The organism is Pseudomonas sp. BNK-45, assembly GCF_047456255.1.
Lineage (GTDB): Bacteria > Pseudomonadota > Gammaproteobacteria > Pseudomonadales > Pseudomonadaceae > Aquipseudomonas.
Window position 1 is genome coordinate 1,133,000 of record NZ_CP179909.1, and the last position, 12,403, is coordinate 1,145,402.

The following is a 12,403-nucleotide window of genomic DNA, read 5'->3' on the forward strand; positions in this document are numbered from 1 at the left end:
ATGGAAATGCGCGCAGATGTGCTGATTGTCGGAGCCGGAATGGTCGGCAGTGCCTTGGCGCTGGCGTTGCAGGGCAGCGGCCTGGAAGTGCTGCTGCTCGATGGCGGCTCCTTGAGTGTCAAACCCTTCGCCGCCGAGTCGGCGTTCGAACCCCGGGTCAGCGCCTTGTCGGCGGCCAGCCAGCGTATCCTCGAACGCCTTGGCGCCTGGGACGGCATCGTCCGGCGTCGCAGCAGCCCCTACTGCGAGATGCAGGTCTGGGATGGCAGCGGCACCGGGCAGATCCACTTCTCGGCGTCCAGCGTGCATGCCGAGGTGCTGGGGCATATCGTCGAGAACCGGGTGGTGCAGGACGCCCTGCTCGAACGTCTGCACGAATGCGATATCGGCCTGCTGGCCAATGCCCGCCTGGAGCAGATGCGCCGCTCCGGCGATGACTGGCTACTGACCCTGGCCGATGGCCGGGTGTTGCGGGCACCGCTGGTGATCGCCGCCGACGGCGCCAACTCGGCGGTACGCCGCCTCACCGGTTGTGCCACCCGCGAGTGGGACTACCTGCACCACGCCATTGTCACCAGCGTGCGCAGCAGCCGGCCTCACCAAATGACCGCCTGGCAGCGCTTCACCGATACCGGCCCGCTGGCCTTCCTGCCCCTGGTGCGGGATGGGCAGCAGGATTGGTGCTCGATTGTCTGGTCCACCACGCCTACTGAAGCCGAGCGCCTGATGGCCCTGGACGACGAGAGCTTCTGCGCTGAACTGGAGCGCGCCTTCGAAGGCCGTTTAGGCAAGGTGCTCGGTGCCGACCCGCGGCTCTGCGTACCGCTGCGCCAGCGGCATGCCAAGCGCTATGTGGCCGAAGGCCTGGCGCTGATCGGCGACGCTGCCCACACCATCCATCCGCTGGCGGGGCAGGGGGTCAACCTGGGCTTCCTCGATGCCGCGGTACTGGCCGAAGTGCTGCTGCAAGCGGCCGATCGTGGCGAGCGCCTGGCCGAGGTCAAGGTCCTCAGCCGTTTCGAGCGCCGGCGCATGCCTCACAACCTGGCGCTGATGGCGGCCATGGAAGGCTTCGAACGGCTGTTCCAGGCCGATCCGCTGCCACTGCGCTGGCTGCGCAACACCGGCCTCAAGGTGATCGAGCAAATGCCCGAGGCCAAGGCGGTCTTTGTGCGCCAGGCCCTGGGCCTGAGCGGCGATCTCCCTGAGCTGGCCAGAGCCTAGGAGTCGGTTCGCCGGCGAAGCGTGCCGGAGGAGGGTTCCACGCAACATCTGGTAACGCCTCGGCGCCGGGTTCGGTTGAGATGGCAAATGGGAGTCCTTATCATTTCGCCTCATTTTGAAATCGAGAGACTGCTCCCATGTTGGCACCGAAGCGTCTACTGACCGCCCTGGCCCTCACCCTCATCGGCAGCGCCGCCCAGGCCGCCGATGAAGTCGTGGTCTACTCCTCGCGTATCGATGAGCTGATCAAGCCGGTGTTCGATGCCTACACCCAGAAGACCGGCGTGAAGATCAAGTTCATCACCGACAAGGAAGCGCCGCTGATGCAGCGGATCAAGGCCGAAGGCGAGAACGCCACCGCCGACCTGCTGCTCACCGTGGATGCCGGCAACCTGTGGCAGGCCGAGCAGATGGGCATCCTCCAGCCGTTCACTTCCAAGGTCATCGACAGCAACATTCCCCTGCAATATCGCTCTTCCAACCACGCCTGGACCGGCCTGAGCCTGCGGGCGCGGACCCTGGCCTACTCCACCGAGCGGGTCAAGCCTTCCGAGCTGACCACCTACGAAGCCCTGGCCGACAAGCAGTGGGAAGGTCGCCTGTGCCTGCGCACCGCGAAGAAGGTCTACAACCAGTCCTTGACCGCCACCCTGATCGAAACCCACGGCGCGGCGAAGACCGAAGAGATCGTCAAGGGCTGGGTCAACAACCTGTCCACCGATGTGTTCTCCGATGACATCGCCGTACTGGATGCGATCAACGCCGGGCAATGCGACGTCGGCATCGTCAACACCTACTACTACGGTCGCCTGCACAAGCAGAAGCCGAACCTGGCGGTGAAGCTGTTCTGGCCGAACCAGGGCGACCGCGGGGTGCACGTCAATCTGTCGGGCATCGGCCTGACCAAGCACGCGCCGCACCCGGAAGCGGCCAAGGCCCTGGTGGAGTGGATGACCACGCCCGAGGCGCAGAAGATCTTCGCCGACGTCAACCAGGAGTTCCCGGCCAACCCGGCGGTGGCACCTTCGGAAGAAGTGGCCAGCTGGGGCAAGTTCGTGGCCGACACCCTGCCGGTTGAAATCGCCGGCAAGCGCCAGGCCGAAGCCATTCGCTTGATGGACCGCGCTGGCTGGAACTGAGCCTGCCGTTATACTGCGCCCCGCTTTTGCGGGGCGTTTTGTTTAACGGTTGGGCTTTTGTGGCGAGGGAGCTTGCTCCCGTTCCACCGCGTAGCGGTGGCAAGCCCTGAATACGTGATTCAACTGGCGTAACGTGGTTGCAGCCGTTGGGGCGGCCATGGCACCCAGCGGGAGCAAGCTCCATCACCCCACGCGTTTTGCGCAAGTATTTTTGTCTGTTCCACCTGCCCGAGAGTTCTTTGTGGCCCATCCCGCCCAACGTCGCTGGTATCCCCTGGTCTTTGCCGTAGCGGCCCTGGTCCTGCTGCCGCTGAGTGTGCTGCTGCTGTCCTGGCAGGCGGTCGATGCGCAGATCTGGTCCCACCTGTGGGACACGCAGATGACACGGTTGCTGAATAACACCCTGACCCTGGTGCTCGGGGTGGGCGTTGGCGTGACCCTGCTGGGGGTGAGCCTGGCCTGGCTCACCAGCCTCTGCGAGTTTCCCGGGCGGCGCTGGCTGGACTGGGCGCTGATGCTGCCCTTCGCGATCCCGGCCTATGTCCTGGCGTTCGTCTTCGTCGGCCTGCTGGACTTTTCCGGGCCGGTGCAAAGCCTGCTGCGGGAATGGTTCGGCAGCGGCCTGCGACTGCCGCGGGTACGTTCCACTGGCGGGGTGATCCTGGTGCTGGTGCTGGTGTTCTATCCCTATGTCTACCTGCTGGCGCGCAACGCCTTCCTGGCCCAGGGCAAGGGGTTGATGGAGGCCGCGCGGGTGCTCGGCCAATCGCCCTGGCAGGCGTTCTGGCGCGTGGCGCTGCCCATGGCGCGGCCGGCCATCGGTGCCGGCGTGGCCCTGGCGCTGATGGAGACCCTGGCGGATTTCGGCGCGGTGGCGGTGTTCAACTTCGACACCTTCACCACCGCCATCTACAAGACCTGGTATGGCTTCTTCAGCCTTTCCAGCGCAGCGCAGCTGGCCAGCCTGTTGCTGCTGGCGGTGATGCTGGTGCTGTACGGCGAGCGTCGCGCGCGGGGCGCCAGCCGCACCGGCAACGAGCGGCCCCGGGGCAAGGCCCTGTATCACCTGCGGGGGATCAAGGCCGTGGCGGCCACGGGCTGGTGCCTTCTGGTCTTTGCTTGCGCCTTCGTGATTCCGCTGCTGCAGCTGCTGGCGTGGTTCTGGCAGCGCGGGCGCTTCGATCTGGACGAGCGCTACGCCGGATTGATCGTGCATACCCTGTACCTGGGGGGCATGGCGGCGTTGATCACTGTCAGCGTGGCCCTGCTGCTGGCCTTCGCCCGTCGCCAGGCACCGACCCGGGGAATCCGCGCCGGGGTCAGCCTGGCCAACCTGGGCTACGCCTTGCCCGGTTCGGTGCTGGCGGTGTCGATCATGCTGGCCTTCAGTTACCTGGATCGCGAACTGGTGATCCCGTTGTCCGGCTGGTTGGGCGGGGCCGGCAAGCCGCTGTTACTGGGCAGTCTCTCGGCCCTGCTGCTGGCCTACCTGGTGCGCTTCATCGCTGTGGCCTACGGACCGCTGGAAAACAGCCTGGAGCGGATTCGCCCGTCGCTGCCTGAAGCCGCGCGCAGTCTGGGGGTGGGTGGGCCGCGACTGTTTTTCAAAGTGTATCTGCCGCTGTTGCTGCCCGGGACCTTGAGCGCCGCCCTGCTGGTGTTCGTCGATGTGCTCAAGGAAATGCCCGCCACCCTGCTGATGCGCCCGTTCGGCTGGGACACGCTGGCGGTGCGGATCTTCGAGATGACCAGCGAAGGGGAGTGGGCCCGGGCGTCGTTGCCGGCGCTGACCCTGGTGCTGGTTGGCCTGCTGCCGGTGATTGGCCTGATCCGCCGCTCGGCCCATCGAATCGGTTAGGTGCCAGCCTTGCACCTTGCAGCTACAATGCGCGGCATTCGGTGCGGCCTGTTGTTTGGCCGGGACGCTGAAGTCGGCTGCAAGCCATCTATTTCAAGGCTTTCACCCTAGCAGCGCCAGTCCGCACCCTCGCCACGCCCGGAAGGAGAAACCCATGGGACAGCGTACGCCTCTGTATGACCTGCATCTCGCCCTCGGCGCGAAAATGGTCGATTTTGGCGGTTGGGATATGCCTTTGCATTACGGTTCGCAGGTCGAGGAGCACCATCAGGTGCGACGTGATTGCGGTGTGTTCGATGTATCCCACATGACCGTGATCGATGTCAGCGGCGCTCAGGCCAAGGTCTGGCTCCAGCACTTGCTGGCCAATGATGTCGAACGTTTGCAGCACCCTGGCCAAGCCTTGTACAGCACCATGCTCAATGAACGCGGCGGCATCGTCGACGACATGATCGTCTATCGCCTCGAAGACGCTTACCGTCTGGTGGTCAACGCCGCCACGCGTGATCAGGACCTGGCCTGGATGCAGGCGCAACTGGGCGAGTTCCAGGTGCAACTGCGCGAGCGCCCGGAACTGGCGATGCTGGCCATCCAGGGGCCCCAGGCGCGGCACAAGATTGCCGAGCTGGTGACCCAGTCCCGCGGCACCCTGATCCAGCAGCTCAAGCCATTCGAAGCCGGCAGCGACGGCGACTGGTTCATTGCCCGCACCGGCTATACCGGCGAGGACGGTCTGGAGATTGTCCTGCCCGCCGACCAGGCGCCGGGCTTCTTCAACGACCTGGTGGGCGCGGGGATCTCGCCCATCGGCCTGGGCGCTCGGGATACCCTGCGCCTGGAAGCCGGCATGAACCTCTACGGTCAGGATATTCACCAGGATGTCTCGCCCCTGGCGGCAAATATGGCCTGGAGCATTGCCTGGGAGCCTTCTTCGCGCAAATTCATCGGGCGCACGGCCCTGGAGGCCGAGCGAGCATCCGGGGTGAAGCAGAAACTGGTGGGCCTGGTGCTGGAGGAGCGTGGGGTTTTGCGCGCGCATCAGGTGGTTCGCATCGCGGATGTTGGCGAAGGTGAGATCACCAGTGGTAGTTTCTCCCCTACGCTGAGTAAATCGATCGCACTGGCGCGGGTGCCGATGGCCACCGCCGACCGTGCCGAAGTGGAAATCCGCGGCAAGTGGTACCCGGTCCGGGTGGTCAAACCGACCTTCGTGCGCCACGGCAAGACCTTGATCTAACTATTTCCAGCCGGCATTGCGCCGCTGACACTTCTTCTTGAGGACACAGAACATGAGCGATATCCCTGCCCACCTGCGTTTTGCCGATAGTCACGAATGGGCCCGTCTGGAAGCCGACGGCAGCGTGACCGTGGGTATTAGCGACCACGCTCAGGAAGCCCTGGGCGACGTGGTGTTCGTCGAGCTGACCGAAGTCGGCAACGTGTTTGGCGCAGGGGACCAGGCCGGTGTGGTGGAGTCGGTGAAAGCCGCTTCCGACATCTATGCGCCGGTTGCCGGCGAGGTGATCGCGGTCAACGAAGAGCTGAGCACCAGCCCCGAGCTGCTCAACAGCGAGCCTTACGACGCCTGGATCTTCAAGCTCAAGCCAAGCAACCCGGCCGATCTGGAGAAACTGCTGGATGCCGCCGGCTACAAGGCCGCCATCGGCGAGTAAGGCATTCCTGCAGGCAGGCCCGCTCCCGTTTTTGCAGGAGCGGGCAGGCCCGCGCAGGTGCTTAAGCCTGCAACACCTCTTTTACGGCCGCCACCGCACGTTCGACGTCGGCCTTGTTCATGGCCGTGAACATCGGCAACGAGACGATCAGTCGACCGACCCGTTCCGCCACCGGGAACATCCCTTCCTTGAAACCGCGCTCGCGGTACAGGCTCAGCAAATGAATCGGCGGGTAGTGATAGCCGATGCCGATCCCCCGTTCCTGCATCTGCTCCATGAAGGTGGCGCGGGCCGGCTTGCCGTCTTTGCGCTCCGGCAGCACCAGCTGGAACAGGTGCCAGTTGCTGTTGCTGAAATCCGCCGGCGGTAGCTGGGCGCCATAGCGGGCCTCGAAGTCGCTGCCGAAGCATTCGAAATAGTGCCGGGCCAGCTCACGGCGATGGGCGGTGATCGCCTCGATATGGGCAAACTGCCCCAGGCCGATGGCCGCGGCCACGTCGGTCATGTTGAACTTGCCGCCGAGCACGTCCACGTCCAGGCCGTCGAAGCCGCTGCGGGTCACGCCTTGCAGGCGGTACTTCTCCGCCAGGCGCACTTCCTCCGGGGTATTGAGTACCAAACAGCCGCCCTCGGACGAAGTGACGTTCTTGTTGGCCTGGAAGCTGAAGGACACGAAGTCGCCAGCGGCGCCGATGTGCTGGCCATTCCAGCTGGAGCCCAGGGCCTGGGCCGCGTCTTCCACCACCCGCAGGCCGTGTTTCTGGGCCAGGGCGTACAGGCGAGTCATATCCACCGGCAAGCCGGCCAGGAACACCGGGATGATGGCCTTGGTGCGCGGGGTGATCGCCGCTTCGACCTGGGCCAGGTCGATGTTGCGGGTGACCGGATCGATGTCGGCGAACACCGGCGTGGCGCCCACTTCGAGAATCACGTTGGCGGTGGCAACCCAGGAAATCGGTGTGGTGATGACTTCATCCCCGGGGCCTATGCCGGCGATGCGCAGGGCGATCTCCATGGTGCAGGTGCCGGAGTTGAAGGTGCGTACCGCGCGTCCGCCGAAGAACTCCGAAAGCTGGGCTTCGAAAGCCTGGACCTTGGGACCGCTGGTGATCCAGCCCGAACGCAGCACTTCGCCGACGGCGGCGATGGTGGATTCATCGATGGTGGGTTTGGAGAACGGCAGGAATGGCAGTTGGCTCATGACAGTGGGACACCCGATAAGCGGACGATGGAAGCAGGGTTGAGGCGCGCCGGGGCTGGCGCGCGAACGCCCTGCATGATGGTACCGATTGCCTCGGGACGCCAGTGCGTCGAGCGGTGGAATCGGCTGCTATGCTGCTTTGCACCCTGTTGCATCGACGCTGAGCGCCGCTTATCGGAGAGCCTGCCATGTCCCAGTCGCCATCCCTGAGCCAGTTACGCGAGCCCAACGCTTTTCTCAACCGGCACCTGGGTCCCGATGCCGAGGAGCAGCAGGCGATGCTCGCCAGCCTCGGGCTGGGCAGCCGCACCGAGCTGATCGAGCAGACCGTGCCGCCGGGAATCCGCTTCAATCGCCCCCTGGAGCTGCCACCGGCGCTGGATGAACAGGCCGCCCTGGCCCGGCTCAAGGGCTATGCCGCGCAGAACCAGGTCTGGACCAGTCTGATCGGCATGGGCTATCACGGCACCCTGACGCCCACCGTGATCCTGCGCAACGTGCTGGAGAACCCCGGCTGGTACACCGCCTACACGCCCTACCAGCCGGAAATCGCCCAGGGCCGGCTCGAAGCGCTGCTCAACTTCCAGCAGATGACCATCGACCTCACCGGCCTCGACCTGGCCAACGCTTCGTTGCTCGACGAGGCGACGGCGGCCGCCGAAGCCATGGCCCTGGCCAAGCGCGTGACCAAGTCCAAAAGCAATCTGTTCTTTGTCGATGAACACTGCCATCCACAGACCATTTCCGTGGTGCGTACCCGGGCCGAAGGGTTTGGCTTCGAACTGATCGTCGACGCTGTGGATAACCTGCCCGCGCACCAGGTGTTCGGCGCGCTGTTGCAATACCCGGATACCCACGGCGAGATCGTCGATCTGCGGCCGCTGATCGACCACCTGCACGCACAGCAGGCCCTGGCCTGTGTCGCTGCCGATCTGCTCAGCCTGCTGTTGCTGACCCCGCCCGGCGAGCTGGGGGCCGACGTGGTGCTGGGGTCCTCCCAGCGCTTCGGCGTGCCCATGGGCTACGGCGGTCCGCATGCGGCGTTTTTCGCCTGCCGTGACGAGTACAAGCGCGCCATGCCCGGGCGCATCATCGGCGTGTCCAAGGATGCCCGGGGCCAGGTGGCGCTGCGCATGGCCCTGCAAACCCGCGAGCAACATATTCGTCGCGAAAAGGCCAACTCCAACATCTGCACCGCCCAGGTGCTGCTGGCCAACATCGCCGGCTTCTATGCGGTCTATCACGGTCCGGCGGGGCTCAAGCGCATTGCCCAGCGGGTGCACCGGCTGACCTGCATTCTCGCCGCCGGCCTTGAGCGCAAGGGGATCACCCGGGTCAACCGGCACTTCTTCGACACCCTGACCCTGGAGGTCGGGGGCAGCCAGACGGCGATCATCGAGAGCGCCAGGGCGCTGCAGATCAACCTGCGGATTCTCGGGCGCGGCCGGCTGGGCCTGAGCCTGGATGAAACCTGCGACGAAACCACCGTGGCCCGGTTGCTGGATGTGTTTCTCGGTGCCGACCACGGGCTGGACGTCGCTGAACTGGACGCCGAGGCGCTGGAGTCGGGGCTGCCCGACGAACTGTTGCGGCGCAGCCCCTGCCTGACCCATCCGGTGTTCAACGGCCATCACAGCGAAACCCGGATGCTGCGCTACCTCAAGCAGCTGGAGAACAAGGACCTGGCGCTCAACCAATCGATGATCCCCCTGGGCTCCTGCACCATGAAGCTCAACGCCAGCAGCGAGATGATCCCCATCACCTGGCCGGAATTCGCCAACCTGCACCCTTTCGCCCCGCGGGAGCAGGCCGTCGGTTACACCTTGATGATCGAGGAACTGGAGCGTTGGCTGTGCGCCATCACCGGTTTCGATGCGGTCTGCATGCAGCCCAACTCCGGGGCCCAGGGCGAGTACGCCGGGTTGCTGGCGATTCGTCGCTACCACGAGAGCCGCCAGCAAGGCGGGCGGCACATCTGCCTGATACCGGCCTCGGCCCATGGCACCAATCCGGCGTCGGCGCAGATGGCCGGGATGCAGGTGGTGATCGTCGAGTGCGACGAATCCGGCAACGTCGATCTCCAGGACCTGAAAGCCAAGGCTGCCGAAGCCGGCGATAGCCTGTCCTGCCTGATGGCGACTTATCCGTCGACCCACGGTGTCTATGAGGAGGGCATCAGCCAGGTCTGCGAAGTTATCCACAGCCACGGCGGCCAGGTGTACATGGATGGCGCCAACCTCAACGCCCAGGTGGGCCTGGCCAGGCCGGCGGACATCGGTGCCGACGTCTCCCACATGAACCTGCACAAGACCTTCTGCATTCCCCACGGCGGTGGTGGGCCGGGCATGGGGCCGATCGGCGTGCGCGCCCATCTGGCGCCCTTTGTCGCCAATCACCCGGTGGTGCCGATCGACGGACCGCTGGCGGACAACGGCGCGGTCAGCGCGGCGCCCTGGGGCAGCGCCAGCATCCTGCCCATCAGCTGGATGTACATCGCCCTGATGGGGCCGCAACTGGCGGATGCCAGCGAAGTGGCGATTCTGGCCGCCAATTACCTCGCCGATCAGCTGAGCGGGGCCTTCCCGGTGCTCTATAGCGGGCGTAATGGCCGGGTGGCCCATGAATGCATTCTCGACCTGCGACCGCTCAAGGCCCTGACCGGCATCAGTGAGGAGGATGTGGCCAAGCGCCTGATGGACTACGGTTTCCATGCCCCGACCATGTCGTTCCCGGTGCCGGGCACCTTGATGGTGGAACCCACCGAAAGCGAGTCCAAGGCCGAGCTGGATCGCTTTGTCGAGGCCATGCTGAGCATCCGCGCCGAGATCGCCCAGGTCCAGGAGGGCAACTGGCCGGCCGAGGACAATCCGCTCAAGGGCGCGCCCCATACCCTGGCGGATATCGCCGGGACCTGGGAGCGGCCTTACAGCATCGAACAGGCGGTGCTGCCCAGTGCCCACACGCGGGCCCACAAGTACTGGCCGACGGTGAACCGGGTGGACAACGTCTACGGTGACCGCAACCTGTTCTGTGCCTGTGTCCCGGTGGCGGCCTATCGCTGAGTCCGCCTCAGTAGTGCTGGCGTAGCCGCGTCGGGCGGGTGCCGTGGGCGCGGCCCCGGTGTGGCTGGCTCTCCAGAGGGTAGAGGTGCAGCAGCTCTTCTTCGCTGACCTGGTTGCTCAGGCCCAGCTCCAGCTCCGGGCAGTCCAGGTCCAGCCAGTCGCCGTGCTGCAACTGCAGTTCGTTCTCGCGCCGGCTGGCGCTGTGGAACACATAGTGGACCATGCCCGGTTGCAGGAACTGCTCGTGCTGTTCGAGGAACGTCTGGGAGTACTTGCGGATCGCCCACCAGTTCTGCAGATCCAGGTGGTAGCTGAGGTAGGACAACTGCGCGCCCTGGCGTTCCACCCGGACATTGAGTGACAGGCTGTGCTGCAGTTCGCCAAGGATCAGCGCCGGGGTGATGGCGCATTGGCGCAGCCGCGATTGCGCGCAGGAACTGGCGTCCTGGCGGCTCAGCAGCGGGTCGTGGATGTCCTGGCCCAGGCTGAATCCGACAAACCGCAGTTGCTTGAAGTGATCCACCAGGTACACGCAGACCACCCCCGGCTGACTGCTGATGCTCAGGGCGTGGTAGGGGATCGTCAGCGCCTCGCCATCGGTCTTGAGCAGGTTGCCGTTGCCCTTGTAGAACCAGCCCTGGTGCGTGTGCGGGGTGTTCAGGGTGACCTCGCAGACCTGGGCCAGCAGGTTGTCGCTGGGCTTGAGTGGCGGGCGCAGCGGTCCTTGCACGAGGCCTTCGACAGGCAGCCGGGGATGGGCCGGGAGGCTGCGCAGGTGCTCGCTCCAGCTCAGATGGCGACGGGCGCAGAACTGCAGGGTTTCGTACAGTCCGCCATGTTCGGAAAGGGCGCGCAGGCTCTGGCCATTGTGAAAATCGAACAGCCCGATGGCGCGCTGATCCTTGTGGCAGACATCCAGCAACAGCAGGTAATCGTCCATGATTCTCTAGTCCTTGAGGGGCAAGCGGGCGGGGAGGATAGGCAACGGCCCGGAGGCCAGCGCGCGTTGGGGCTGGCGCGCACTGTCCTTGAGCAGCAATGACAGGAACAGGCCGGCCAGGCTGCCGCTCAGGGCCACGTACAGGATCGACGGCAGGCCGAAATGGCTGGCGGCAAACCCGGCCACCGCCGGGGACAATCCGCCGCCGAGGATCTCGCCGAAACCCACGACGATCCCGGTCGCCGTCGGCAACAGGGCGGGAGCCACGGATTCGCTGGTCAGCGGGCCGACCGTCATGCAGATCAGGCTGAAATTGAAAAACGACAGCAGGAACAGCAGCAGGAACAGCAGCCAGGGAATCGCCGGGCTGACGATCAGCAGGCCCACCAGGGTGCTGCTGGTCATGAAGCACACCGACACCACCGGCTTGCGCCCGAGGCGGTCGGACAGGCCGGGAATGATCAGCTGGCCGATGAAGCCGCCCAGGCCGATGGCCGAGATGACCAGGGCCATGGACAGGTTCTGCAGGTGCAGATGGTCGGTCAGGTAGCTGGGCAGCATGGCGCAAAGCACGAACTGGCAAGTGAGGATGCAGAACATGATGAGGATGTTCAGGCTGACGTTGCCGCTCTTGAAGGCCGCCAGCCATTGGCGCCCGGCGCTGGCGTCGGCCCCTGTACGGGGCGTTGCCGGCAGCGGCCGGTAGGCCTTCCACAGGTAGCCGGCCAGGAGCAGGCCGGGCAGGGCGATGATGGCGAAGACCGCACGCCAGGAACCGGTCAGTTGCAGCAGGCCGGCAGCGATCAGCGGCCCCAGGCACAGGCCGAGAATCGGAAACAGCGCCTGCTGGATGCCCAGGTTCAGTCCGCGCCGGTCGGGGCGCGAGACTTCGTTGGTGACAATGATGCTGGTCGGGGTGAAGGCGCCTTCGCAGATGCCCATCAGCCCGCGCAAGATGACCAGCCCGAGTACCCCGGTGGCCAGCGCGGAGAAGCCGGACAGCAGCGACAGTACGGTGATGGAGATCACCAGCACGCGGCGGGTGCCCAGGCGCTCGATCACGCTGCCCATGCCCAGGGCGGACAGTCCCCAGGTGAAGGCCAGTGCGGCGGACAGGTTGCCCAGGTCCTGATAGTCCAGTTGCAGGTCGTGCATGATCACCGGGAACAGCGGCAGGATGATGAAGCGGTCCAGCCCCACCAGCCCGAAGCTCAGTGACAGCAGCAGCACCATGGTTCTTTCGTAACGGCTGTCGGCAGCCGTGGTCAGTATTCCAGCGTTCATCGCTCAGCTTCCTTGTGAAACC

At 65.2% G+C, this 12,403-nt stretch carries 9 protein-coding genes; 6 read left to right on the plus strand and 3 right to left on the minus strand.

What is annotated here, in order from left to right; genetic code table 11:
- The first annotated feature begins 6 nt into the window (after window positions 1–6).
- From ACMGG8_RS05215 to gcvH, 5 genes are all read left to right on the plus strand, one after another.
- Window positions 7–1,224: a 2-octaprenyl-3-methyl-6-methoxy-1,4-benzoquinol hydroxylase gene (locus ACMGG8_RS05215; RefSeq protein ID WP_164990729.1), complete on the plus strand. Its 1,218-nt coding sequence runs from the start codon at window positions 7–9 to the stop codon at window positions 1,222–1,224.
- Between the two features lie 137 nt (window positions 1,225–1,361).
- Entirely contained in the window at window positions 1,362–2,363 is a 1,002-nt protein-coding gene (locus ACMGG8_RS05220; RefSeq protein ID WP_016962908.1) for an extracellular solute-binding protein, read from the plus strand.
- Window positions 2,364–2,604: 241 nt separating this feature from the next.
- Entirely contained in the window at window positions 2,605–4,221 is a 1,617-nt protein-coding gene (locus tag ACMGG8_RS05225; RefSeq protein WP_060844928.1) for an ABC transporter permease, read from the plus strand.
- A 154-nt stretch (window positions 4,222–4,375) separates the two neighbouring features.
- Window positions 4,376–5,458 (plus strand): glycine cleavage system aminomethyltransferase GcvT, encoded by a 1,083-nt coding sequence (gcvT, locus tag ACMGG8_RS05230; RefSeq protein WP_060844927.1) that lies wholly within the window; start codon window positions 4,376–4,378, stop codon window positions 5,456–5,458.
- 52 nt (window positions 5,459–5,510) lie between these two features.
- Entirely contained in the window at window positions 5,511–5,894 is a 384-nt protein-coding gene (gcvH, locus tag ACMGG8_RS05235) for a glycine cleavage system protein GcvH (protein WP_060841634.1), read from the plus strand.
- A gap of 61 nt (window positions 5,895–5,955) precedes the next feature.
- Here the strand turns inward: gcvH and ACMGG8_RS05240 are convergent, their stop codons facing one another.
- Window positions 5,956–7,095: a DegT/DnrJ/EryC1/StrS family aminotransferase gene (locus ACMGG8_RS05240; protein WP_414159267.1), complete on the minus strand. Its 1,140-nt coding sequence runs from the start codon at window positions 7,093–7,095 to the stop codon at window positions 5,956–5,958.
- A 188-nt stretch (window positions 7,096–7,283) separates the two neighbouring features.
- Here ACMGG8_RS05240 and gcvP point away from each other — a divergent pair, with 188 nt between their 5' ends.
- Complete coding sequence (gene gcvP, locus ACMGG8_RS05245; RefSeq protein WP_414159268.1) at window positions 7,284–10,157, plus strand: aminomethyl-transferring glycine dehydrogenase; 2,874 nt, start codon at window positions 7,284–7,286, stop codon at window positions 10,155–10,157.
- A 7-nt stretch (window positions 10,158–10,164) separates the two neighbouring features.
- Here the strand turns inward: gcvP and ACMGG8_RS05250 are convergent, their stop codons facing one another.
- Together ACMGG8_RS05250 and ACMGG8_RS05255 are read right to left on the minus strand one after the other, a co-directional pair.
- A complete protein-coding gene (locus ACMGG8_RS05250; RefSeq protein ID WP_060841631.1) occupies window positions 10,165–11,097 on the minus strand; it encodes a fumarylacetoacetate hydrolase in 933 nt (310 codons plus the stop codon).
- A 6-nt stretch (window positions 11,098–11,103) separates the two neighbouring features.
- Entirely contained in the window at window positions 11,104–12,381 is a 1,278-nt protein-coding gene (locus tag ACMGG8_RS05255; RefSeq protein WP_414159269.1) for an MFS transporter, read from the minus strand.
- Between the last annotated feature and the right edge of the window lie 22 nt (window positions 12,382–12,403).